Source organism: Polaribacter sp., assembly GCF_965660385.1.
Classification (GTDB): Bacteria; Bacteroidota; Bacteroidia; order Flavobacteriales; family Flavobacteriaceae; genus Polaribacter.
In genome coordinates, this window is sequence record NZ_CBFHZT010000013.1 from 45,049 (window position 1) to 69,382 (window position 24,334).

The 24,334-nt window shown below is 30.5% G+C and carries 24 protein-coding genes; 11 read left to right on the forward strand and 13 right to left on the reverse strand.

Annotation, left to right across the window (positions count from 1 at the left end):
- Nucleotides 1–204 precede the first annotated feature (204 nt).
- From argH to ACTG3V_RS06130, 11 genes are all read right to left on the reverse strand, one after another.
- Nucleotides 205–1,482 (reverse strand): argininosuccinate lyase, encoded by a 1,278-nt coding sequence (argH, locus tag ACTG3V_RS06080; RefSeq protein ID WP_439131251.1) that lies wholly within the window; start codon nt 1,480–1,482, stop codon nt 205–207.
- A gap of 189 nt (nt 1,483–1,671) precedes the next feature.
- On the reverse strand, nt 1,672–2,739 hold the full coding sequence (locus ACTG3V_RS06085; protein WP_439131252.1) for a M20 family metallo-hydrolase: 1,068 nt from the start codon (nt 2,737–2,739) through the stop codon (nt 1,672–1,674).
- Between the two features lie 2 nt (nt 2,740–2,741).
- Nucleotides 2,742–3,518: an acetylglutamate kinase gene (gene argB, locus ACTG3V_RS06090; RefSeq protein WP_439131253.1), complete on the reverse strand. Its 777-nt coding sequence runs from the start codon at nt 3,516–3,518 to the stop codon at nt 2,742–2,744.
- A 69-nt stretch (nt 3,519–3,587) separates the two neighbouring features.
- Complete coding sequence (locus ACTG3V_RS06095) at nt 3,588–4,526, reverse strand: N-acetylornithine carbamoyltransferase (RefSeq protein ID WP_439131254.1); 939 nt, start codon at nt 4,524–4,526, stop codon at nt 3,588–3,590.
- Nucleotides 4,527–4,565: 39 nt separating this feature from the next.
- Nucleotides 4,566–5,330 (reverse strand): glutamate 5-kinase, encoded by a 765-nt coding sequence (gene proB / locus ACTG3V_RS06100; protein WP_439131255.1) that lies wholly within the window; start codon nt 5,328–5,330, stop codon nt 4,566–4,568.
- A 141-nt stretch (nt 5,331–5,471) separates the two neighbouring features.
- Nucleotides 5,472–6,641, reverse strand: a complete 1,170-nt coding sequence (locus ACTG3V_RS06105) for a glutamate-5-semialdehyde dehydrogenase (RefSeq protein WP_439131256.1) — start codon at nt 6,639–6,641, stop codon at nt 5,472–5,474.
- Nucleotides 6,642–6,690: 49 nt separating this feature from the next.
- A complete protein-coding gene (locus ACTG3V_RS06110) occupies nt 6,691–7,821 on the reverse strand; it encodes an aspartate aminotransferase family protein (RefSeq protein WP_439131257.1) in 1,131 nt (376 codons plus the stop codon).
- Between the two features lie 47 nt (nt 7,822–7,868).
- The gene (gene proC / locus ACTG3V_RS06115; protein ID WP_439131258.1) at nt 7,869–8,660 is read right to left on the reverse strand and encodes a pyrroline-5-carboxylate reductase; all 792 of its coding nucleotides are present in this window, start codon (nt 8,658–8,660) and stop codon (nt 7,869–7,871) included.
- Between the two features lie 88 nt (nt 8,661–8,748).
- On the reverse strand, nt 8,749–9,732 hold the full coding sequence (gene argC / locus ACTG3V_RS06120) for an N-acetyl-gamma-glutamyl-phosphate reductase (RefSeq protein ID WP_439131259.1): 984 nt from the start codon (nt 9,730–9,732) through the stop codon (nt 8,749–8,751).
- Between the two features lie 91 nt (nt 9,733–9,823).
- Nucleotides 9,824–11,008, reverse strand: coding sequence for an argininosuccinate synthase (locus tag ACTG3V_RS06125; protein ID WP_439131260.1), 1,185 nt, complete (start codon nt 11,006–11,008; stop codon nt 9,824–9,826).
- A gap of 5 nt (nt 11,009–11,013) precedes the next feature.
- A complete protein-coding gene (locus ACTG3V_RS06130; RefSeq protein ID WP_439131261.1) occupies nt 11,014–11,631 on the reverse strand; it encodes a GNAT family N-acetyltransferase in 618 nt (205 codons plus the stop codon).
- Between the two features lie 638 nt (nt 11,632–12,269).
- Here ACTG3V_RS06130 and ACTG3V_RS06135 point away from each other — a divergent pair.
- The 11 genes from ACTG3V_RS06135 to ACTG3V_RS06185 all read left to right on the forward strand — a co-directional run bounded on the left by ACTG3V_RS06135 (nt 12,270) and on the right by ACTG3V_RS06185 (nt 20,317).
- Nucleotides 12,270–12,686 (forward strand): DUF2141 domain-containing protein, encoded by a 417-nt coding sequence (locus ACTG3V_RS06135; protein WP_439131262.1) that lies wholly within the window; start codon nt 12,270–12,272, stop codon nt 12,684–12,686.
- 32 nt (nt 12,687–12,718) lie between these two features.
- Complete coding sequence (locus ACTG3V_RS06140; RefSeq protein ID WP_439131263.1) at nt 12,719–14,092, forward strand: 2TM domain-containing protein; 1,374 nt, start codon at nt 12,719–12,721, stop codon at nt 14,090–14,092.
- The gene (locus ACTG3V_RS06145) at nt 14,092–14,415 is read left to right on the forward strand and encodes a 2TM domain-containing protein (protein WP_439131264.1); all 324 of its coding nucleotides are present in this window, start codon (nt 14,092–14,094) and stop codon (nt 14,413–14,415) included. The genes ACTG3V_RS06140 and ACTG3V_RS06145 overlap by 1 nt, the downstream gene beginning before the upstream one ends.
- Nucleotides 14,415–14,702 (forward strand): 2TM domain-containing protein, encoded by a 288-nt coding sequence (locus ACTG3V_RS06150; protein WP_439131265.1) that lies wholly within the window; start codon nt 14,415–14,417, stop codon nt 14,700–14,702. The genes ACTG3V_RS06145 and ACTG3V_RS06150 overlap by 1 nt, the downstream gene beginning before the upstream one ends.
- A 4-nt stretch (nt 14,703–14,706) precedes the next feature.
- Nucleotides 14,707–15,294, forward strand: coding sequence for a 2TM domain-containing protein (locus tag ACTG3V_RS06155; RefSeq protein ID WP_439131266.1), 588 nt, complete (start codon nt 14,707–14,709; stop codon nt 15,292–15,294).
- Between the two features lies 1 nt (nt 15,295).
- Nucleotides 15,296–15,634, forward strand: a complete 339-nt coding sequence (locus ACTG3V_RS06160; RefSeq protein ID WP_439131267.1) for a 2TM domain-containing protein — start codon at nt 15,296–15,298, stop codon at nt 15,632–15,634.
- A gap of 138 nt (nt 15,635–15,772) precedes the next feature.
- Nucleotides 15,773–16,528, forward strand: coding sequence for a LytR/AlgR family response regulator transcription factor (locus ACTG3V_RS06165; protein WP_439131268.1), 756 nt, complete (start codon nt 15,773–15,775; stop codon nt 16,526–16,528).
- Nucleotides 16,529–16,620: 92 nt separating this feature from the next.
- Entirely contained in the window at nt 16,621–18,174 is a 1,554-nt protein-coding gene (locus ACTG3V_RS06170) for a helicase HerA-like domain-containing protein (RefSeq protein WP_439131270.1), read from the forward strand.
- Nucleotides 18,175–18,219: 45 nt separating this feature from the next.
- Nucleotides 18,220–18,777: a hypothetical protein gene (locus ACTG3V_RS06175; RefSeq protein WP_439131271.1), complete on the forward strand. Its 558-nt coding sequence runs from the start codon at nt 18,220–18,222 to the stop codon at nt 18,775–18,777.
- A gap of 44 nt (nt 18,778–18,821) precedes the next feature.
- The gene (locus ACTG3V_RS06180; protein WP_439131272.1) at nt 18,822–19,187 is read left to right on the forward strand and encodes a cupin domain-containing protein; all 366 of its coding nucleotides are present in this window, start codon (nt 18,822–18,824) and stop codon (nt 19,185–19,187) included.
- A 95-nt stretch (nt 19,188–19,282) separates the two neighbouring features.
- Entirely contained in the window at nt 19,283–20,317 is a 1,035-nt protein-coding gene (locus tag ACTG3V_RS06185) for an AI-2E family transporter (protein WP_439131273.1), read from the forward strand.
- A gap of 9 nt (nt 20,318–20,326) precedes the next feature.
- Here ACTG3V_RS06185 and ACTG3V_RS06190 read toward each other — a convergent pair whose 3' ends face one another.
- Nucleotides 20,327–22,774, reverse strand: coding sequence for a TonB-dependent receptor (locus ACTG3V_RS06190; protein ID WP_439131274.1), 2,448 nt, complete (start codon nt 22,772–22,774; stop codon nt 20,327–20,329).
- Between the two features lie 14 nt (nt 22,775–22,788).
- Nucleotides 22,789–24,334 (reverse strand): M23 family metallopeptidase (locus ACTG3V_RS06195; protein WP_439131275.1); only part of this gene is annotated, 1,546 nt, incomplete at its 5' end.

Here is a 24,334-nt window from a genome sequence, read left to right on the forward strand (position 1 = left end):
AACGGTTGAATAAAAAAAGCTGAAAATATGAACACAGAATCATCAATAAAAAACAACGAAAAGCTAACACAGTGTATAAAAAATTGCTACTTTTAGCTAAATCAAAAGTTGTTGCTTTTTTTGCCAACTTCTGAATTTTCCGTGGGAAAATTCCTCGTTGACAAAATCGCAAATTTTAATACACATAAACGTTAGCGAAATCCGCTAATTTTCAGGATATTTCTCACGAATCTTATCCAACCCTAAATTATGAATACTCCCCAAATGCGAATGCTGTTTTCCTAAATCTGGTGTATAGGTTCCTGCTTGCACTTGACCACCAATTTTTTGATAAGCTTCTCTAAAAGACATTCCTTCAACTACTAAATTATTAATGCTATCAACCGTAAATAAATATTGATATTTCTCGTCATTCAAATCGATATCTTTTACAATTACTTGCTGAATTGCATAATTAAATATGTCTAAAATATCTTTTACATCTTCAAAAGCATTGATAATATTTTCTTTTAACAATTGAAAATCTCTATGGTAACCAGTTGGTAAATTATTGGTAATTAACAACATTTCTGAATGTAATGCCTGAATTTTATTACACTTTCCACGAATCAGTTCAAAAACATCTGGATTTTTCTTGTGTGGCATTATACTACTTCCTGTGGTTAATTCGTCAGGAAACGTAATAAAACCAAAATTCTGACTCATATACAAACAAACATCCATAGCAAAACGAGCCATGGTATTACACAATCCACCTAAAGCAGACGCAAGGGAACGTTCACTTTTTCCTCTGCTTAATTGTGCAGCAACAACATTGTATTTTAATGTTGCAAAATCGAGTTCTTTAGTCGTTAATTCTCTATCAATAGGGAAGGAGCTACCATATCCAGCAGCAGAGCCCAAAGGATTTTGATCTACTACTTTAGAAACTGCATTGAGTACATACACATCATCAATTAACAACTCTGCATAAGCAGAAAACCACAATCCGAATGATGATGGCATTGCTACTTGTAAATGTGTATAGCCAGGTAATAAACTGTCTTTATGAGTATCAGCAAGGTTTAGTAAAGTATCAAATAATGCTTTTACTTTATCATTTACAACAGCCAAGTTTTCTTTATAATACAATTGAAGTGCCACTAAAACTTGATCGTTTCTAGAACGCGCAGTGTGAATTTTTTTACCAACTTCACCTAACTTGTTTGTCAATTCCCATTCAATTTTTGAATGAACGTCTTCAAAAGAAGGTTCAATAACAAACGTTCCGTTTTCAATATCTGATGCTAATTCATTTAAACCTTTTTTCAAGTCTGTTAATTCATCAGCAGTAATAATTCCAATAGATGCTAACATAATTGCATGTGCTAAAGAAGCTTGTACATCATATTTTGCAATGTGAATGTCAATTTCTCTATCATTCCCTACTGTAAAGTTTTCTATTTGTTTGTCTATTGAAAATCCTTTATCCCAAAGTTTCATATTTTATTGGTTTTTGGTTTTTGGTTTTTGGTTTTTAGTTCTGGTATTCTCACCATCAACTAACAACTATCTACCAATAACTATTTTATATTCACTCGATTTTTAGTTCAGCGATTATTTTTATTACTATAATGATTTTTCTGTTAAAGCGTATAGAACCAACAACTTAAAACCATCAACTAACAACTACTATACAATTACACGATTCAACAATTCAACATAAATTTGTATTCCTTCTTCAATTTCATTCAAATATATAAATTCATCAGCAGAATGAGAACGTGTGCTATCTCCTGGACCTAATTTTAATGATTGACATGATAAACACGCCTGATCTGATAAAGTTGGAGAGCCATACGTTGCTCTACCCATTGCAATTCCTGCTTTTACCAAATCGTGATTTGGATTGATAGACGATGAGTTTAAACGTAAACTTCTTGGTGTAATCTTAGAACAAGGTGATTGTTCTTGTAAAATAGTTGCAATTTCTTGATTTGTATAGGCGTCATTTACGCGAACATCAATAACCAAATCTACATGACCAGGAACCACATTGTGTTGTGAACCTGCATTAATTTGGGTTACTGTCATTTTTACATCACCTAAGGCATCAGAAGATTTCTCAAACTTAAAATCTTTAAACCATTGCAAAACTTCAATGGTATTGTAAATGGAATTGTTATTGTTTGGATGTGCAGCATGACTTGGAGTTCCGTCTACGACTGCATCAAAAACAACCAATCCTTTTTCTGCAACTGCTAAATTCATTAAAGTTGGCTCACCAACAATAGCTACATCAATATTTGGAATGATAGGTAGCATGCTATTTAGCCCATTATTTCCACTATTTTCTTCTTCAGCAGAAGCCACAATAACCAAATTATATTTTAAGTTTTCAAGGGCGTAAAAATGAGTAAAAGTAGCCATTAACGAAACCAAACAACCACCTGCATCATTGCTTCCTAAGCCATATAATTTTCCATCTTTAACTATTGCTTTAAAAGGATCATTGGTGTACTTCGAATTTGGTTTTACAGTATCGTGATGCGAGTTAAGTAACAATGTTGGCTTGTTTTCATCAAAATGTTTGTTTGTAGCCCAAATGTTGTTTTTTGTTCTTTTAAAAGGAATTTTATTCTCATTAAACCAACCTTCAATTAATAAAGCAGTATGTTCTTCTTCTTCAGAAAATGATTGTGTTTCGATCAAATTTTTTAAAAGTGAAATAGCGTTTTCTGTTAATTTTTCAATACTCATCATTATAAAGTAATTGTTGTAAAGTTATTATTTTCTTTAGTTAACATAGCAGTATTGCCAATATGTACTTTTGATACCCCATTATTTAAAGCATCAAAACAATTGTCTAATTTAGGAATCATTCCATCAGCAATAATTCCTTCATTTAATAATGCTTGATATTTTTCTGAATTAATATTTTGAATCACAGATTCTTTATCATTAAAATCTTGTAAAACACCATTCAATTCAAAACAATAATAAATTGATGTATCATAAATTTCGCTCATTCCAACTGCAACTTGACTTGTAATGGTATCCGCATTTGTATTTAACAATTGCCCCTTTCCATCGTGTGTAATTGCACAAAAAACAGGTGTAAAATTAGCTTGTATTAATTTATTAATAGAATGATTTGCTATTTTTTTAACATCACCCACAAAACCAAAATCTATTTCTTTTACAGGTCTTTTATCAGATGTTATGCTGTTGATATCTGCACCTGTTAAACCAATAGCATCAATATTTAAAGCCTGTAATTTAGCCACCACATTTTTATTCACTAACCCTCCATAAACCATAGTAATTACCTCTAGAGTAGCTGCATCAGTAATTCGTCTACCATTTACCATTTTAGATTCAATCCCTAATTTTGATGCAATATGTGTGGCACGTTTTCCACCTCCGTGAACTAAAATTTTATTACCTTCTAGAATAGAGAAAAGTTTTAGAAAATTATTTAATGAAGTTTCATCTTCAATAATATTTCCTCCAATTTTTATGATTGATAGTTTTTCCATGTTTAGCTGTTAGCTGTTAGCTATTAACTTTTAGCGACTAATAGCCAAAAGCTAAAGGCTAAAAGCCAATTAAAGATTTTCTAATATTTTCTTCAACACCAATTGTGCTGCAAAAGTTCTATTATTTGCTTGTTCTATAACTAAAGAACTGTCAGAATCTAAAACAGCATCTTCTACCACAACATTTCTTCTCACTGGCAAACAGTGCATAAATTTTGCATCTCCAATTTTATCTTTTGTGATGGTCCAATTCTCATCAACCTCTAAAAGTTGACCATAAGATTCGTACGAACTCCAATTTTTGGTATACACAAAATCGGCATCTTTAAAGGCTTCTTTTTGATTATGAACAATAGGTGTGTTTTTTGTGATTTCTGGATTCAAATTATATCCTTCTGGATTTGCAATTACAAATTCTACATCCATTTTTTGCATTGCTTGTACAAAACTATTACCAACAGCATGAGGTAATGCTTTGATGTGTGGAGCCCAACTCAAAACCACTTTTGGTTTCTTTTTGGTTGAATTTTCTGCTATTGTTATAGCATCTGTTAAGCCTTGTAGTGGGTGCCCAGTTGCACTTTCCATATTCACAATGGGTACTGAGGCAAATTTTACAAACGAATTCAAAACTTGTTCAGAATTGTCTTTTTCTTTATCTGTTAGGGTTGGGAAAGCTCTAACAGCGATGATATCACAATATTGAGAAACTACTGCTGCAGCTTCTTTAATGTGTTCTGCAGTAGTACCATTCATAACTGTACCATCACCAAATTCAATTCCCCAAGCATCACCAGAAACGTTCATAACTATAGGATCCATTCCTAAATTTAAAGCCGCCTTTTGTGTACTTAAACGTGTACGTAAACTCGAATTAAAGAATAATAAACCTAACGTTTTGTGTTTTCCTAATTCTTTGTTTTCTAAAGGATTTGCTTTAATTTCTCTGGCTTCATTTATCCAATCTTGGATATTATTAATGTCGTTTATGGATGTGTAATTTTTCATTCTTTATCTTTTATGAAAACCTGAAAGGTCTCATTATTGTTATTTTACTCTTGTAAACGGAACTTTATTGTGAAATGCATTTGTGATAAAGTCATCTTCCAATCCGTTTACAATCCACGTTTCTATATTTGCTTTTTTGGCTACTGCTGCAGCTTCAATTTTAGATTGCATTCCTCCACTTCCATGAGTAGATTTTGAACTGACAATCTCTTTCTGTAATCCCTCAAAATCAATAACGTTCTCAATGGTTTTTGGATTGTTATTTTTGATGGATTCTTTGGTGTAAATGCCATTGGTGTTGGTGGCAATAATCAACAAGTCTACTTCTAATAAAGAGGCTGTTAATGCTGCTAATTTATCATTATCGCCAAATTTAATTTCATCAGTGGCAACAGTATCATTTTCATTAATAATAGGAATGTAGTTATTGTTCACTAAAACATTAATGGTGTTTACAATATTGGTTTTGCTTTCGTCTTTTTCAAAATCTGAATAGGAGAGTAGGCATTGAGAACTTAACAAACCATATTCTCTAAAAATTTCTTGATAAATTCTAATTAAATGTGGTTGACCAATAGAAGCTAACGCTTGTTTTACAAAAACGTCTTCTTGTTTGCTTTCTAATTTTACAAACTGTTTAGCAACTGCAATTGCACCAGAACTTACGATAATGAATTCGCAAGAATCTTTTAATTTTGCAATTTGATTGGCAAGATCTTCAATTTTACCTCTAGAGATATTATTGGTTTCTTTAGTTAAGGTATTTGAACCAATTTTTAGTAATATGCGTTTCTTTTTTTTCAATTATCAATAATGATTTTTACTTATGTCATTTCGACTTTATGGAGAAATCTAAAATAAGATTCTTCGACTTCATTTCATTTCGCTCAAAATGACAAAAAATGATTTAATATTAACTTCCAACTTCCAACTTCCAACTAACAACTAACTCCTTATCTGTCCACTTCCATGAATGTACCATTTATTAGTAACCAAATGTTGCAAACCAATTGGCCCACGTTGGTGTAATTTGTCTGTACTAATTGCCAATTCACCACCCAAACCTAATTGACCACCATCTGTAAAACGAGTGGAGGCATTATGATACACAGCAGCAGTATCTACATTTTCCATAAATAATTTTGCCTTTGTTTCATTTTTGGTAATGATTGATGAAGAATGACCACCAGAATATTTGTTGATTTTAGCAATTGCATTTTCTGTAGAATCAATTTTACCAATTAAAATTTTATAATCAAGAAATTCTTTATACCAAATTTCATCAGATGAAAAATTCTTTGCTTTTAAAACTTCAATATTTAAAGCCTTTAATTTTGCCATTAATTCATTTACAAAATCGATTCTGTTTGGTAAATTTTCATCAATTAAAACCTTATCAACAGCATTACATGCAGAAATTTTTGATTTTCCGTTTAAAATAACATCAATTGCAATATCTGTATCAGCTTCTTTTTCTACAAATACAAAGTTGTTTCCACGTCCGCTAATGATAACAGGACAAGTAGCATGTTGTTTTACAAAAGCAATTAATTTTTCTCCACCTCTAGGTACAATTAAATCTACTTTTTGAGTTGGTTTTTCTAAAAAAGCTTGAGTTTCAGTTCTATTAAATTGCAAATATTCAACCCAATCTGTTGATGCATTATGATGTTGTAAAGCTTGATGCCATAATTCTACAATCTTTAAATTAGACTGTAAAGATTCTTTACCCCCTTTTAACAAGATTTTATTACCTGATTTAAAAGCAATTCCAGCAGCTTCAACAGTTACATCTGGTCTTGATTCGTAGATGATGAATACCGTTCCAAAAGAAGCCGTTTTGTTATACACTTGCATTCCGTTTTCGTGCTTAAAACTAAAGCGCTCCACACCAACAGGATCATCTTGAGAAGCTAAATGTTTAGCAGCAGCAATCATTTCATCAACTTTAGCATCATTTACTTTTAAACGATCAAACATCGAAATATCATCACCTTTATAAGCTTCACAATCTGTTTTATTGATGGTAATAAGTTCTGCTCTATGTTCCTCTAAAAGTTCTGCCATGGTTAGCAAAACATTATTTCTAGTTTGTATAGATAATAAAGTGTTCATGGTGTATGATAAATATTTTTTTGTTCGTTTAATAACTTTAAAAACAAATTTAGTTTTCTAAAGCATCAACCAATGCTTCAAAAAACTGATTGATATGATCTTTTTTAACCGTTAACGGTGGTAAAATTCTCAGTAATTTTTTATTGGCAGCACCACCTGTAAAAATGTGATAATCGTAAATTAGTTTTTTGCGTAAATCACCAACTTCAAAATCAAACTCTAAGCCTAACATTAAGCCTTTTCCTTTAATATTTTTTATTTGAGGAATGGTTTTTGCGATTTTGATAAAATACTCAGAAATCTCATTTACGTTTTCAATTAAGTTTTCCTCTTTAATCACTTTTAAAACCGATAAACCAGCAGCACAAGCCAAATGATTTCCACCAAATGTGGTACCTAACATTCCAAATTTAGCTTCGATATTTGGGTGAATTAAAATTCCGCCAATTGGAAAACCATTTCCCATTCCTTTTGCAATAGAAATAATATCTGGAGTTACATTGTAATGTTGAAAAGCAAAAAACTTTCCAGAACGTCCATAACCAGATTGTACTTCATCCGCAATAAACATCGTATTGTTTGCTTTACATAAAACATCAACTTGTTCGAAAAAATGAGCAGTTGCTTGGTCTAAACCACCAACACCTTGAATAAACTCTACGATTACAGCACAAACATCACCTTTCTCTAATTCAGTTTTAACACTATCAATATCATTTAAATCAAGAATTGTAACCTTCTGTTGTGCATTAATAGGAGCAATAATGTTTTTATTATCGGTGGCAGCAACAGCAGCAGAAGTACGACCGTGAAAACCATTTTTAAAAGCTATTATTCTTGATTTATCAGTTTTAAAAGACGCTAACTTTAACGCATTTTCATTGGCTTCTGCACCAGAATTGCATAAAAACAATTCGTAATCATTACAACCAGAAAGCTTTTCGATTTTATGGGCTAGTTTTTTTTGTAATGGATTCTGAATTGCGTTCGAATAAAATCCTAGTTTACCAACCTGTTTGGTAATTGCTTCCACATATTTTGGATGCGCATGCCCAATAGAAATTACAGCATGACCACCATATAAATCTAGATATTCGGTTTTATTTTCATCGTAAACATAAACACCTTTGGCTTTTACAGGAGTTACATCATATAAAGGATATACGTTAAATAATGGCATCTTATTAGTTTTTAGTTGTTGGTTATTAGTTTCTGGAGAGTAATTATTTAGTTTTTTATTTGGTTGATTTTCTCAAAAGAAGCGTTGATTCCTTTAATTAAAGAAGAACTTAATCCTTGATGCTCCATTTCGTTTAAACCTTCAATAGTACAACCACTTGGCGTGGTTACTCTATCAATTTCGGCTTCTGGATGATTTCCTGATTTTTTCAATAAAGTAGCAGCTCCAAAACAGGTTTGCATTGCCAATTCATGTGCTTCTGCAGCTTCAAAACCTAATTGAATAGCACCTTGTGTGGTTGCTCTAATTAAACGCATCCAAAAGGCAATTCCGCTTGCACAAATAACAGTAGCAGCTTGCAATTGTTCTTCAGGTATTTCCATAGAAACTCCCAAGCTATTAAATACCGTTTTTGCTAGTTCAATTTGTTGTTTGCCTTTTAAATTAGGGGAAAGACAGGTCATAGATTGGCGCACTGAAGCTGCTGTATTTGGCATTGCCCTTACAATAGCGTGTTTTGCACCAATAGTATTTTCTATTTTGCCTATGGAGTAACCAGTTGCCACAGAAATAACCAATTGTGTTTTTTTAAGGGCATATTTTACACCCTCTAAAATTTTGGCAAGATGTTTTGGTTGCACTGCAAATATTACAATATCTGAGTTTTCAACCGCCAACACATTATCTGATGTAAGAACTACTTCCTTATTTCTTTTAAAAGCATCTAAAGAAGATGTGTTTCTTTTCGTTAAATACAAAGAACTTACTACCTTTTTAGATAACAACCCTTTTGCAATGGATTGCCCTAAACTACCTGCTCCAATAATTGCTACTTTCATAAATATTTGTTTTTGGTTGTTAGTTATTGGTCTTTGGTTTTTAGTTATGAAAACTATTAACCAACAACCAAAAACCATCAACTAAATTTTAAAAATAATTTGCTTTTAAATTTAGTCCTAAGGTTTCTTCAAGTCCATACATTAAATTTAAATTCTGAATGGCTTGACCAGAGGCTCCTTTTAATAAATTATCGATTGTGGTTGTAATTAATAACTTGTTTCCGTGTTTTTCTAACTGTACCAAACACTTATTTGTATTTACTACTTGTTTCATGTGAATCGGTTCATCAGAAACAAAAGTAAATGCTGCGTCTTTGTAAAATGTTGAATACATTTTCTGAGCATCTTCTAAAGAACCTTCAAATTTTGTGTAGGTTGTTGCAAAAATTCCTCTAGAAAAATTTCCTCTATTAGGCATAAAATTGATTTCTGAATCAAAATTGGATTGCAATTGGTTTACAGTTTGATTGATTTCTCCTAAATGTTGATGATTAAATGCTTTGTAATGAGAAAAGTTATTATCTCTCCAAGTAAAATGTGTGGTTTTTGATAACGAAGTTCCTGCTCCAGTTGCACCAGTAACAGCATTGATATGCACATCATTTTGCAACAAACCGTTTGCGGCTAAAGGTAAAATTGCCAACTGTAAAGCAGTAGCAAAACACCCCGGATTTGCAATATTTTTTGCTGATATTATTTGCGCTTTATTTAATTCTGGTAAACCATATACAAACTCTTTTCCGTTAAAATTTTTATCAGCTAGTAATCTAAAATCATTACTTAAATCAATAATTTTTGTCTCATCTGAAAAACTATTTTTTTCTAAAAAAGCCCTAGAATTTCCATGCCCTAAACACAAAAATAAAACGTCTACATTAGGATTAATTTTTTGCGTAAAATCAATTTCTGTAGATCCTATTAAATCTTGATGCACATTATATAGCTTGTTCCCAGCATTTGAGGTACTGTACACAAAATTGATAGTTGTTTTAGGGTGATTTAATAATAATCGAATTAATTCTCCTGCTGTATAGCCTGCACCACCTATAATTCCTACTTCTAAATTTTTCATTAGTATGAGTTTAATGTTTAAAGGTTGAAAGTTTATAAAGTTAGAATCTTGTGTTAAAGAGGTAACCTTAAAAACTTTTAACTTTATTACTTTATAAACTTTGTTCGTTTACTTGCTGATAAATCTTATTCTGATTTCCTAAAATTTTAATAAAACCTTTCGCATCATCAGCAGTCCAGGCTTTATTTTCTTCACCATAGGTACTGAATTTGCTAGACATTAAATCATGCTCAGAAACAATGCCATCTAAAGAAAAATGATAAGGTTTTAAGGTAACAGTTACATCACCAGAAACCATTTTTTGAGAACTTTGTAAGAAAGCTTCAATATCTCTCATTACAGGATCTAAATATTGACCTTCGTGTAAATGCATTCCGTAAAAACTAGACAAGTATTCTTTATGTTGCAATTGCCATTTGGTTAAGGTATGTTTTTCTAACAAATGATGCGCTTTCACCGTAATTAAAGCAGCAGCAGCTTCAAAACCAACTCTACCTTTTGTACCAACAATGGTATCACCTACATGAATATCTCTACCAATGGCATATTTTGAAGCAATGGTATTTAGATTTTCAATATTAACTTCAGGTTTGTTTTGTTGTCCATTTAAAGCAACAAATTCACCATTTTTAAAAGTTAGTGTAACTTTTTCTTCTCCACTATTTTCTAATTGAGAAGGATACGCTTCACTAGGTAAAGGCTTTTCTGACTCCAAAGTTTCAACACCACCAACACTGGTTCCCCAAAGCCCTTTATTTACAGAATATTTGGACTTTTCCCAGTTCATATCAATTCCCTCAGACTTTAAATAATCGATTTCTTCTTGTCTGGTTAATTTTTGATCTCTAATGGGTGTAATGATATTAATGCCTGGAGCTAAGGTTTGAAAAATCATATCAAAACGAACTTGATCATTTCCTGCTCCTGTACTTCCATGTGCAATATAAGTAGCACCAATACTTTTTGCATATTCTACAATTTCTATGGCTTGTATAATTCTTTCTGCACTAACAGATAAAGGATAAGTAGCATTTTTTAATACATTTCCAAAAATTAGGTGTTTTACAACCTTATCATAAAAAGTAGGTACTGCATTGATGTTTTTATAGGTAGTTACGCCCATTTTGTAAGCGTTACTTTCTATATGATTTATTTCCTCTTTTGTAAATCCACCAGTATTCACACTTACTGCGTGCACTTCAAATTCTTTGGATAAACTTACAGCACAATAAGAGGTATCTAAACCACCACTATAAGCAATTACTAATTTTTTCATGGTATTTATTTTTTATCTTTTTTTAAGAACAAGTTTTGTCTAAATTTTTTTATTCTTTCGAACCTACTTTCTTTTACAGCTGCGGTTTCTTCTTTATTTTGTTTTTTAGGATCAAATAACATCCCTGTACACAAACACATTTTACGTTCTGTTCTTGTAAGTACATCATAGTTTTTACAAGTTTGGCAGCCATCCCAAAATGTTTTATCATCTGTTAACTCAGAAAACGTAACAGGTTTATAACCTAAATCGCTGTTTAATTTCATAACAGCTAAACCAGTAGTAATACTAAAAACTTTAGCATCAGGAAACTTAGTTCTAGAATGTTTAAAGATAACCTGTTTAATTTTTTTAGCCAACCCTATATTTCTATAATCGGGATGTACAATTAAACCAGAATTAGCAACAAATTTTCCATGACTCCATTTTTCTATATAACAAAAGCCGGCAAATTTATCGCCATCTAAAGCAATAACAGCGTTACCATTTTCCATTTTAGAAGCAATATACTCAGGTTTTCTTTTTGCAATACCTGTGCCTCTTACCTGTGCTGCATCTGCAATGGTATCGCAGATAATTTGAGCGTAAATAGTATGTGATTTATTTGCAATTACAATTTCCATTGCATTGTGTTTTTTATGTGATAATGTATTTTATGTTTTTTTGTTGATGTAGAATCGGACACACCTAAATTCTGAAAATGAAAATTACCCCAAAGGGCGAAAAGAAAACCTACGTCGCATATTATTGTTATTATTGGTTAAAATAATAATTTGCAATTTGTAATAAAATGTTTTGGTAAGATTCACGATAATAAATAAAATGGTTGCGTACTTGAATGAATTAATGTTTTGCTAAGTAAGAATTTTAGCGGCGAACGCAGCGAAAACCTAAGCTGGGTGCAGTAGAAGTACATATTGTATTTATTCTTGTAATATTCATTGCTGTAAAAGTATATATTTTTTCTTTTTTGCTGTTACAATCTTAAAGGTTTTTATTGATTTTTATTAAATATTAACCAATTTGTTGGTTTCGTTAAGATTTTAATATTTGAAAACTACGAATTTATATAAATATTAATTTTTTAATTACAATTTATAACTAAGGTTTTGTTGAATTTAGCTTGAAGTTAAACAGTTTGCTTGTTAAAATTACAATTCGGTATTAAAAAATTACAATTGGGTATGCTTTAATTTTAAAAACTGTGATTGAGTTGCATATTTGTACCATAATTCATCACTAACATATAAAATAACAAATTATGAAATTTTTAGTAACACTAGTATTTGCAGCAACATTATTTATATCAAACAAAATTAATGCACAAAACAAAGTTAACATTACAGCTACAGTAATTAATGTAACTTCCAATGATGGTAAAGTAGGGTTTGCCTTGTACAACAAAGAAACTTTTATGAAACAACCAATACAAGCAGCAAATGGAAAAATTGTTGATGGAAAAAGCACCATTACCTTTAAAGACATTGAACCTGGTGTTTATGCAATTATTTGTTATCATGATAAAAATGATAATGATAAAATGGATTTTTCTGCGCAAAGAATGCCACTAGAAGATTATGGAGCATCTAACAATCATATGGCTTTTGCACCACCAACATTTGAGAACGCAAAGTTTGTAGTTTCTGATAAAGATGTATCTTTAGATATCAAATTTTAATACCAAACAATTATTCATTAATAAAAGTGATAATGACGAACCAAAATAAAAATCAAGAAGTATATACCATTCGCAATATAAAATCTGCAGTAGTAACTTGCTTAAAACTTACCGTAATTTTTGGATTGTTTTTTGGCTTAGTTTTTAGGCAAGCTAGTTTAGAGGGGTTAATGTGGTCTTTTATTATTTCGGGTATGTATTCTTTTGGTATTGGTTTTGGAAATGGTTTTATCAACAATTATTTGTCTAAAAAATGGAGCTGGATTACACAAACCAATAAACGTGTTTGGGCAGGAATTATAACTACAATTTTATACACAGTCCCTGTAGTATTGTTAATTGATTATGTGGTTTTTATAGTAATTAATGGTAATGATGTAAATAATTTTTTTAAAGGTAATTTTATTTGGATTCATTTATTTTACATCATTTTATCTTTAGGAGTTTCTACTTTTTTACATGCACGTGGTTTTATGCAGAATTGGAAAGCTGCCATGAACCAAGAAACTACCAAACAAGAAATTGTAGCAAAAACAGAAACAGCAAAATTTGAATCGTTAAAAAATCAATTAGACCCGCATTTTTTGTTCAATAGTTTAAATGTATTAACGAGTTTAATTGGCGAGAATCCAAATCAGGCAGAAAAGTTTACTACAAAACTATCAAAAGTATATAGATATGTTTTAGAGCAAAGAAACAAAGATTTGGTGCCTATTCAAGAAGAATTAAAATTTGCAAAAACCTACATGCAATTGTTAGGAATGCGTTTTGAAGATGCCATTGAGTTTAATATTCCAGACAATATTAGTAATGATGCCTTAAAAATGGTACCACTTTCGCTACAATTGTTGTTAGAGAATGCCGTAAAACACAATGTGGTTTCATCCTCTAAACCATTAGTGATATCCATTTATGAGGAAAATAATCATTTGATTATAGAAAATAACATCAATCCAAAAGAAGCAATTGGCAAAAGTACCAAAGTAGGTTTGCAAAATATTGCAGACAGATATGGATTAATAACAGACAAACCTGTTAAAATAGAAAATAACAACACAACTTTTAAGGTGAGTTTACCTCTCCTTTATAAAATGAACGATATTATGTACACAGAAGATTTAGAAAATAGCAAATATGTAAAAGCCGTAGAAAAGGTAGAAAGGTTAAAAGAGTTTTATCAAAATTTAGCTTCGTACTGTTTGGTAATCCCTTTCTTAGTATTTATCAATTTAAAATTCTCACCCGGATTTTATTGGTTTTGGTTTCCAATGTTTGGATGGGGAATAGGTTTAACATTCCATTTTTTAGAAGTTAATAATTACAACATTTTCTTAGGTAAAAATTGGGAAGATAAAAAGATTAAAGAATTGATGGAAAAAGAAAACAGACAAAAAAGACTACGATAATGAAACAGCAATTTACACAAGAACAGCAATATATTTTGGCGCGGAAAAAAGTTGAAAAAATTAGAAAATTTTACAAACATTTAGCCACTTATATCATTATCAACACCTTTTTAAGTGCCATTTTTATTTTAGGCGACATAAATGATGGAGATACGTTTAATGAAGCATTTTGGAATTATCATAACTACAAAATTTGGTTGTATTGGGGTATAGGAATTTTGTTTCAAGCAATAAGTACTTTCGGTATGCCTTTATTTTTAAATAAAGATTGGGAACAAAGAAAAATAAACGAATATTTAAAACAAGAAAATAGAAAAAGATAATGGAAAAAGATTTTACAAGAGAACAGCGTTTTTTAAAAGCGCAAAAAAAAGTAGAAGAAATAAAAGCATTCTACACACATTTAACTGTGTATTGTTTGGTGGTTCCTTTTATCATTTTTATCAATCTAAAATTTGTACCACAATTTCATTGGTTTTGGTTTACGGTTTGTGGTTGGGGTTTTGGTTTGTTTTTTCACTGGTTAAATACTTTTGGTTTTAATTTATTAGGCTTTGGTAAAAACTGGGAAGAAAGAAAAATCAAAGAATTTATGAATAATAATAACTAACGTTATGCAATCAAAATATATAGAACATCAGTTACACTTAAAAGCAGCACAAAAAATTAAAGACATCAAAGGTTTTTACACGCATTGTATAGCATCCTTTTTAATTTTACCTTTTTTAGTATTTATCAATTTACAAACTGTACCGCAATTTCATTGGTTTTGGTATGCAATTATGGCTTGGTGTATAGGTTTGCTAATTCATTGGGTTAATGTTTTTGCATTTTCTAAAATGGATATGAAACAAGCATGGAAAGATAAAAAAGTAAAAAATATTGTTGGTAATGTTGATCCTAATATAACTGATGACAACAACAAATATATTCAAGAACAATATTATTTAAAAGCCAAAAAACAGGCAGAAGAAATTAAAGGATTTTATGTTCATTTAATAGTCTATGTATTTTCTTTTCCTTTAATTGTGTTTGTAAATTTAAAATTTGTACCCGGTTTTCATTTTTTCTGGTTTGCATTAGGTGGTATGTTAATTGCCTTATTTTTTCACTGGTTAGGTGTTTTCGGTTTCGAAGTATTGGGATTGGGCAAAAAATGGGAAGACAGAAAAATGAAACAATTCATGAATAATAATAGTTAAAATGATGCAAGACGATTTTACACAAGGACAAAATTACATTAGAGCCCAAAAAAGAGTAAAAGAGCTTAAAGGTTTTTACATTCACCTTATTGTTTATATTTTAGTAAATCTTTTTTTAAGCGGAATTATAATCTACGGATTAATGCAAAGTGGCGATACTTTTAAAAAAGCTATTACAAATTTTGGGACGTATTCTACCGCTTTTTTCTGGGGAATAGGCATGTTTTTTCATTGGTTAGGTGTTTTCGGCTTTAAATCTTTAGGTTTGGGAAAAGATTGGGAAGACCGTAAAATACAAGAATTGATGGATAAAGATGATAAAAGAAAACGATTGGAGTAAATAGTTTGAAGACCTAAGAATAACGAAAGTAGTAGTAAGAATGAAGAATTTTCTTTTAGTATTTTGTATTCTTAATTTTTTTTTTGATTTTACCAACAACCAACAACCAACAACCAACAACCAATAACAACCAAATAAATGAATGTATTAATTATAGAGGATGAAAAACCAGCAGCAAGAAGATTAAATAGAATGTTAGCTGCTTTAGATATTGAGGTTCAACAAATGCTCCATTCTGTAGAAGAATCTTTAAATTGGTTACAAAATAACGAACATCCTGATTTAATTTTTTTAGATATTCAATTGTCTGATGGTTTATCTTTCGAGATTTTTGAGGAAATTGAAGTACAATCTGCCATAATTTTTACAACTGCTTATGATGAATATGCCTTAAAGGCATTTAAACTCAATTCAATCGATTATTTGTTAAAACCTATTGACGATGATGAATTAGAGACAGCCGTAAATCAGTTTAAAAAGCAACAGCCACAACAATCTGATGTGCAAGTAAATTTAGATGATATTCGAAAATTATTGATAAATCCTGTAGATCGTAAATTCAAAAAAAGATTAACCATTAAGGTTGGGCAACATATTAAAATAATTCATATTAATGAGGTAGAATGTTTTTATAGCGAGAATAAAGCTACTTACATTCATACAAAAGAAAATAGAAATTATTTATTAGATAATTCTTTAGAAAACTGGCAAGAACAGCTAGACCCAGAACATTTTTTTAGAGTAAACAGAACCTTTATTGTACATATAAATGCCATAAAAGATATTGTTGCGTATTCAAATTCACGTTTAAAATTGATATTAAATTCTTACAATGAGCAAGAAATTATTGTTAGTAGAGAACGTGTAAAGGATTTTAAAAGTTGGATAGATTAAACTAAACCCACAAATAATTTTCCACTTCTCAAACTTTACTTATTTTTATGCTCGTAAGTTGAACGTGATTCAGCTTCTTAAATTTATTTTTGATGAGTCAACAAGAAGCTTTTTTTGAATATATAAATAACGGCTATAAAACCAAAGGTGATGCTATTGAATTAGGTGCAGCCATGTTGGGCGAAGAAACCATAACAAATGCTTTAGTAAAAGTACCATTAAAAACCTTAAACAGACATGGTTTAATTGCGGGTGCAACAGGTACAGGAAAAACAAAAACTTTGCAGGTTTTAGCTGAAAATTTATCAGAAAAAGGAATTCCTGTTTTATTAATGGACATTAAAGGAGATTTATCTGGTTTGGCAAAAGCCAGTTCTGGACATCCTAAAATAGATGAACGTCACCAAAAAATTGGTTTTCCTTTTACACCTAAAAATTTCCCAATTGAAGTTTTAACCCTTTCAGAACAAAATGGCACTCGTTTAAGAGCTACGATTTCTGAATTTGGGCCAGTTTTACTATCAAGAATATTAGATTTAACAGAAACGCAAAGCGGAATTGTAGCCATCATTTTTAAATATTGTGATGATAACAAATTGCCTTTATTAGACATTAAAGATTTTAAAAAAATCTTACAATATGTTACCAACGAAGGTAAAGAGGAAATTAAAGCCGAATACGGACGAATTTCTACAGCAAGTACAGGAGCAATCCTAAGAAAAATCATTGAAATAGAACAACAAGGTGGTGATTTGTTTTTTGGTGAAAAATCTTTTGATGTTGAAGATTTAACCAGAATTGATGAAAACGGAAATGGAATAATTTCTGTATTACGTTTAACAGATATTCAAGATAAACCCAAACTATTTTCAACATTTATGTTGCAGTTATTGGCAGAGGTTTATGAAACTTTTCCAGAACAAGGAGATGCTGAAAGACCAGAATTAATCATCTTTATAGATGAGGCGCATCTGGTATTTGATCAAGCCTCTAAAGCTTTACTAAATCAAATTGAAAGTATTGTAAAATTAATTCGTTCTAAAGGTATTGGTTTGTATTTTGTAACGCAAAATCCAAAAGATGTTCCAGAAGATATTTTAGCTCAATTGGGTTTAAAAATTCAACATGCTTTAAGAGCATTTACTGCAAAAGATAGAAAAGCAATTAAATTGGCTGCAGAAAATTATCCTGATTCTGAATATTACGATACCAAAGAAGTGTTAACACAATTGGGTATTGGAGAAGCATTTGTATCGGTTTTAAATGAAAAAGGAATTCCAACTCCATTAGCAAGAACTATGTTGCGTGCACCCATGAGTAGAATGGATATTTTAACGGATCAAGAACTGAAAACTGTTATCAATAATTCTCGTTTGTTTTATAAATACAATGATAATTTAGATAGAGAAAGTGCGTATGAACTGCTAAATGCTAAAATAGAAAAGATAAATTTGGCAGAAGAAAAAGCGCTTCAAGAAGCCAAAAATCAAAAAGAAAAAGAACGATTAGCGAAAGAAAAAGAGAAAGAATCTCGTAGAAGCTCATCATCTAGAAGAAGTACAAGGCAAGATCCATTTGTAAAAGTATTAACCAGTGCCACCTTTATAAGAGCCGTCTTCGGAATTTTAAAAAAAGTAATCAAATAACAAAATCAAAAAACAAACGTTTTATAGTTAATAAAATAATAAATAATGATCAAAAAACATTTCCTAGCCTTACTAACAGCATCACTTTTAATAATTAGTTGCAACAATAGCGATAAATTTATGATAGAAAAAGGTAAAGTAGGTGAACTTACCCAACAAACAACCGTAAAAGATTTAGAAGTAATTTTTAAAAACGATTCCATTGTTAAAAATTTAAGTGAAGGCGCTTTAGGTGATAATTATTTTCAAGATGATGATGAGTATTTAATTTTTGAAAAAGGAGGGAAGCACTTGTTAACCATTGTACCTCAAGAACAATTAGATTCTACATCTACCATTAAAAGTATTGAAATTCACGACAAACGATTTAAAACCAAAGAAGGTATTAATTTAAGTTCAAGTTTTTCAGAAATAAACGCTACTAATCATTTACGTCCAGAATCTACTTTAAAATCGGTTACCTTATTTGTAGATGAATTGAATGCAACTATGGTTATTGATAAAAGTGAGTTAGGTTTAAGTAATTATAGTTCGCAAAAAGTATCTTTAGAACAAATTCCAGATTTGGCTAAAATAAAATCTTTTGTAGTTTGGTTTAACTAGTACTGAACTTGTTTCAGTATCTTTTGTAATTAAAAAACTAGCCTATGAAAAAAAAATACACCGTTCAAAAATCGCCATTTATAGTTCCAACTGCAGATGGTAAACTTATAGAAGAACATTTCGGAAATGCTACAAATAAAGAGTCAGGTATTAGTATTGCACACATGATTGCACCACCAAAATGGAAAGAACCTTTTCAAACTCCTGAATTTGAGGAGTATACTTACATTATAAGAGGTAGAAAACAATTTATTATTGAAGATGAAATTGTTGTATTAGAGGCTGGACAATCCATCAAAATAGAAAAAAATACACGTGTACAATATTCCAATCCTTTTGATGTTGAATGCGAATATTTATCCATTTGTTTACCTGCTTTTTCAATGGAATTGGTAAATAGAGAAAAATAATACATTACATTTTTAGAATAATATAAAATGGTATATGAATTAATTTTATATTTGATAAGGATAATTTTATAGCAAAATAAATTTTAATTTGCATTATGAAAAAAAATGTAATTCCACCAAAAACTATAAGGCAAGTATTTGTACTTTTGTTAATTCTATCATTTGCTTTTTTAATTTTTAGAGAATTAATGCCTTATTTATCAGGGGTTTTAGGTGCAATTACTATTTACGTTTTGTTAAGAAAGTGGATGGTTTCTTTAGTGGATAAGAAATGGAATCCACATTTTGCAGCCATTCTTTTAATGCTTTTTTCATTCATTTGTATTCTGCTTCCAGTTGCAGGTATTCTCTTTATGTTAGGAGATAAAGTTGGGGAGGCTGTAGAAAATTCAGAAAAAATAGCCAAAGTTGTAGAACAAAAATTAACCGTAATTGAAACTGAATATGGTTTTGATTTAAGTTCGCGAATAAATGCTTCTGAAGTTTCTACGTGGATTTCTAAAAATTTAGAAAACTTTGCTGGCAGTACTTTTGATATTTTTTTATCTATTGGTTTAATGTATTTTTTACTGTACTATATGTTAACGAATAGACAAGAGTTAAGACATTCGTTGTATGAATATATACCAATAAGTCAAAAAAACTTAAAAGTAATAAGTGAAGAGTCGCAAGCTATGGTGCGTTCTAATGCCATTGGTATTCCTCTAGTAGCTATTGCTCAAGGAATTATAGCTTTAATAGGTTTTTTAATTTTTGGTATTAAAGATCCTTTTTTTTGGTTTGTGGTGGTAACTGTAGGCTCTATGATTCCGTTTATTGGTACTTTAATTGGTATTCTTCCTGTTTTTATTTTAACAATGTCTTATGGAAATACATTTGAAGCCTGGGGAATTTTAATTTACGGTTTAGTAGTTGTAGGTTCTACAGATAATATTATAAGGCTATTTGTTTTAAAAACTTTAGATAATGTTCATCCATTAATTACACTAATTGGTGTAATAGTTGGGGTACCTTTATTTGGTTTTATAGGTTTAATTTTCGGTCCACTTTTAATTAGTTTATTCTTGGTAGTCGTTAGAATTTATAAAAAGGAGTTTGGAGCTTTGGTAAAATATAAAAAAGTGATGTAGTTTTTTTTGCTAAAACTTCATGGCAACTTTAAAATTCAGCACTCTGCCCGTCATAAAATTAGGAATTCCAAATTGCGTTTTAGAATACACATCTCTAACCCAAGTATTTGTTATTGCATTTTGAATGTCAAACATGTTAAACAACTCTAAACCAGTAGTTAATTCTTTAAAATTAGACAGCCAACCAGATTCAAATTGCTTATTAGCATCTGCAAAAACATAAGAAACTCCTAAATCTGCACGTCTGTAATCACGCAATCTATCTTGAAAGTTATAAGGATTTGCATAAGAAGGAGAACCCCCAGGAACTCCAGAATTGTAAACTAAGTTCAAGTATGCTTTTAAATCTGGCAAATTAGGAACATAATCTTGAAAAAGAATCCCGAATTTAATACGTTGGTCAGATGGTCTTGCAATATAGCCTTGATTATTAATATTTTCCTCAGTTTTTAAATAGCCTAAACTTACCCAACTTTCACTTCCAGGTACAAACTCACCATTCAAACGCATATCTAAACCATAAGCGTACGCTTTAGTAACATTATCTGCCCTATAACGAATCCTTACATTATCAATAGTATAAGAATTTACATCAGATAAATTTTTGTAGTACATTTCTGTGGTAAGTTTAAAAGGCCTTTTCCACATTGTAAAGCTATAATCCATACCCGATACAAAATGAACTGATTTTTGTGCTCCAACTTCTACATTTACATCACCATTAAAATCTCTTAATTCTCTATAAGAAGGTGGTTGTGCATATAAACCTGCAGAAAAACGAAATAACATATCTTTTTCCCAATCTGGTTTTATGGCAAACTGACCTCTTGGGCTAATAATAATTTGATTTTTAGAATCAATTCCATTGCCAGTTACAGACCAATTATGAGCTCTAATACCAAGGTTGTAAAAAACTTCGTGATCGTTCCAAAAAGAACGTTGGTTAAATTGCGCATAACCAGAAATTCTATTAATCGCTACATTATTATCTTTTCTAATGTTTTGAAATGGTACAATATCAGCCTCAAAGGATTCATAAGGTTGATTATTTGTAGCATGAAAAGGAGGCCTTATCGAAAATCCTAAAGAGTCAATAATTTCCCATTCTCGAATTCGATCTTTAATAGCTTCCTTTTGATATTTTATGCCAAAACTCCATTGTATATTCTCTTTTTTAAGAGTTGCTTTTACTTCTGCGTTTGTAATTAAAGCATCTAAATCGTTGCGAGCATGGTTTAATTGTGAGCCAATTCCTTGTGAGAATTCAACATCACCAAAGTTTTCTGAGCCTATGTTAGAGTCTACTTCACCTAAATTATATTGTGCAGCAATATCAAAATATTCTTCTTCTTGTGTATTGTATCTTGATACAGTTGTGGTAATCGTAAAATCATCATTTATTGTATAATCAGCAGATAAAGCACCAAGTAAGGTTAAATAGGTATCCGTTTCTTGACCAGAATAAAAAACGATAAGTTCTAGAGGGTTTGCAACTGTGCCAAAACGAGTTCTTCTAGATAAAGGTTGATAATTATAGTTGTTTAAAGAAAAATTTCCTAAAAAGTTCAATTGAAATTGCTCTGAAAAATCATAAGATAAGTAGGTTTGTATATCTGTAAAACGAGGTCTAAAGTTGGTTTCAATTTGTTTACTATTTACAAATAAACTATTATCTCTATAGCGAACTCCAGTTATTGTACTTAATTTTTTATCTAAAAATTGCCCTTCAAAAGTAACACTTGCACCTAATAAACTAGCATCGATTGTAGTGGCAGTTTCAGTAGGTTTTCGATAAGTAATGTCTAAAACAGAAGACAATCGATCTCCATATTTTGCTTGAAAACCACCTGCAGAAAAATCAATATTCTGCACCATATTTGTGTTGATAAAACTCAAGCCTTCTTGCTGACCAGAACGTACTAAAAAAGGTCTATACACTTGAATTCCATTAACGTAAACAAGGTTTTCATCAAAATTACCACCTCTAACATTGTATTGTGTACTAAGTTCATTATTGTTATTTACACCAGGCAGTGTCATTAAAGTATTTTCGATACCAGCATTTGGACCAATAATATTTTTTACTGTATTTATGTTGATAGACTGTATACCAGATGCAGCATCTCTTTGATCTTTTATAACAATTTCTTCTAAATTTTCGGTTTTTAAAATAAGAGTTGGTGAGAATCGAAGTACAGTTCTACTTTTTGCTGTAATTTTTTTTGTGAAAACACGATAAGAAACATGGCTAAAAACAATGGTTACTTCTTCATCTAAAGGAATTCTAATTTTATAATTTCCATTTTCATCTGTTACAGTTCCTGTTTTGCCAAACTCTACAGATACTTTTTCAATACCTTCTTTTTGGTTGTTTTTTACAGTTCCTTTTAAAATGGTAGTTTTCTGAGCCATTATAAAACAAGGCATCAAGAGTAAAAATAAGAATATTTTTTTCACAAAAATTAGTTTATCTATTGCTTAAAGAACGTTGCAGAAACTGTATTCGTATTTCCAACATTGTCTGAAACTACAAGTTTAAAGATATGTTTGTTACCCACCAATTTTTTATCATTAAAATTATAGGTTAATATGCCTCGTTTATGATTGTATTGCATTAAAATCCATTCACCATCTATAGTGGCTCTCCAGTTTTTGATGCCAGAACCTTCATCACTAATTTTTACTTTCAACGTCTTAGAATTGTTAAGTGATTGATTATCTTTAAAATACAATAATCTAATTTTTGGCTTTTGTTTATCAAATTTTAGTGTGTAGTTGCCTAGCGTTTTTGTTGTGGTATAAAATGTACTATCTTTTTTTCTGGTATAATAATATCTTGGGTATTTAGGATATTCTAAATTAGCAATATACAATTGGTCTTTTTCTTCAGCTGAATATTTAGAAACATCAAAAGTTAGGGTAAAACTTTTATCTAAAGGTACTGTTGGTGTGTGAATTTTAGCAATATTATGCTCTACCTTAAAATCTAAATATAAATCATTGTAAAATGTTTTTTTGGGGAAAGCAATGGTAACTCCGTCTTTAGTAAATTTATTAAACTTATTTCGATCAATTTTATAACCAGTAGTGTCTTTTTGAGCAGTAAAAATGGCATTACTTTCTTTTCCAGCAACAGGTATTTTAATAGTACTGGTATTACCTTCAAAATCTTTAGCTACAATCTCAACAGTATAATTCATACCTTTTTGAACATTAATTTTTCCATTATTAATTAATTTATCATAGGTAGTAAGTCTGTTAGCAGTTTCTTTAAATGTTTTTTGATAGCGTTTTTTGTATTTTTTATAATGTTCGTAATCAATATGTAAATTCAGAAATTTACTTTCAGCAAAAGAAAATGTTTCTACATCATGATAATAAAAACGTTTCCCATTTAAAAACATGGCTAAACTATAAATTCCGTTTTTATTAGGCATCCCATTAAATTTGTCATACACGCTAACACTAAAACCTATTGTAGCACTTGCAGTTATTCTATCAGCTAAATATTTTCCATTTCCGATATTTTTAATTGGAATTTGAAAACTTTTTTTTTGTTGGTTGATTCTTGAATCATCAGTTAAAGCATAAGCTTTTAAAGATTGAAAAGTGGGTGCTTTTGTATCTTTTACTTTGATACCAAATAATAAAGGATTGATGACTTTTTCGGTTTTTGTATTACGAATTTCAAAGTGCAAATGTGGACCACCAGAACCACCAGTATCCCCTGAAAAAGCAATCACTTCTCCTTTTTGTACCGGAAATGTATCTTCTTTAAAAAAGAGATTACCGGTTTCGTAATTTTCTTTTTTGTATTGAATTTTTTTGACGTAATCGTCTATTTCATCATTAAACCTTTTCAAATGTCCGTACACAGTTGTAAATCCATTTGGATGTGTAATGTAAATGGCTTTTCCGTATCCAAATTGTTGAACTTTAATTCGAGATATATAGCCATCTGCTGCTGCAAAAACTTGTAAACCTTGTTTGCCTTGCGTTTTAATCTCTAAACCAGCA

Bases quoted from the DNA above. Each gene is read 5' to 3' on its own strand.
- ACTG3V_RS06130 (WP_439131261.1), bottom strand. From the start codon at position 11,631: ATGGAAATTGTAATTGCAAATAAATCACATACTATTTACGCTCAAATT.
- ACTG3V_RS06180 (WP_439131272.1), top strand. From the start codon at position 18,822: ATGAAAAAAAAATACACCGTTCAAAAATCGCCATTTATAGTTCCAACT.
- ACTG3V_RS06160 (WP_439131267.1), top strand. From the start codon at position 15,296: ATGATGCAAGACGATTTTACACAAGGACAAAATTACATTAGAGCCCAA.
- ACTG3V_RS06110 (WP_439131257.1), bottom strand. From the start codon at position 7,821: ATGCCATTATTTAACGTATATCCTTTATATGATGTAACTCCTGTAAAA.
- ACTG3V_RS06125 (WP_439131260.1), bottom strand. From the start codon at position 11,008: ATGAAAAAATTAGTAATTGCTTATAGTGGTGGTTTAGATACCTCTTAT.
- ACTG3V_RS06185 (WP_439131273.1), top strand. From the start codon at position 19,283: ATGAAAAAAAATGTAATTCCACCAAAAACTATAAGGCAAGTATTTGTA.
- ACTG3V_RS06165 (WP_439131268.1), top strand. From the start codon at position 15,773: ATGAATGTATTAATTATAGAGGATGAAAAACCAGCAGCAAGAAGATTA.
- ACTG3V_RS06145 (WP_439131264.1), top strand. From the start codon at position 14,092: ATGAAACAGCAATTTACACAAGAACAGCAATATATTTTGGCGCGGAAA.
- ACTG3V_RS06135 (WP_439131262.1), top strand. From the start codon at position 12,270: ATGAAATTTTTAGTAACACTAGTATTTGCAGCAACATTATTTATATCA.
- ACTG3V_RS06170 (WP_439131270.1), top strand. From the start codon at position 16,621: ATGAGTCAACAAGAAGCTTTTTTTGAATATATAAATAACGGCTATAAA.
- argC (WP_439131259.1), bottom strand. From the start codon at position 9,732: ATGAAAAATTTAGAAGTAGGAATTATAGGTGGTGCAGGCTATACAGCA.
- argH (WP_439131251.1), bottom strand. From the start codon at position 1,482: ATGAAACTTTGGGATAAAGGATTTTCAATAGACAAACAAATAGAAAAC.
- ACTG3V_RS06155 (WP_439131266.1), top strand. From the start codon at position 14,707: ATGCAATCAAAATATATAGAACATCAGTTACACTTAAAAGCAGCACAA.
- ACTG3V_RS06140 (WP_439131263.1), top strand. From the start codon at position 12,719: ATGACGAACCAAAATAAAAATCAAGAAGTATATACCATTCGCAATATA.
- ACTG3V_RS06095 (WP_439131254.1), bottom strand. From the start codon at position 4,526: ATGAAAAATTACACATCCATAAACGACATTAATAATATCCAAGATTGG.
- proC (WP_439131258.1), bottom strand. From the start codon at position 8,660: ATGAAAGTAGCAATTATTGGAGCAGGTAGTTTAGGGCAATCCATTGCA.
- ACTG3V_RS06105 (WP_439131256.1), bottom strand. From the start codon at position 6,641: ATGAACACTTTATTATCTATACAAACTAGAAATAATGTTTTGCTAACC.
- ACTG3V_RS06085 (WP_439131252.1), bottom strand. From the start codon at position 2,739: ATGAGTATTGAAAAATTAACAGAAAACGCTATTTCACTTTTAAAAAAT.
- ACTG3V_RS06150 (WP_439131265.1), top strand. From the start codon at position 14,415: ATGGAAAAAGATTTTACAAGAGAACAGCGTTTTTTAAAAGCGCAAAAA.
- ACTG3V_RS06175 (WP_439131271.1), top strand. From the start codon at position 18,220: ATGATCAAAAAACATTTCCTAGCCTTACTAACAGCATCACTTTTAATA.
- argB (WP_439131253.1), bottom strand. From the start codon at position 3,518: ATGGAAAAACTATCAATCATAAAAATTGGAGGAAATATTATTGAAGAT.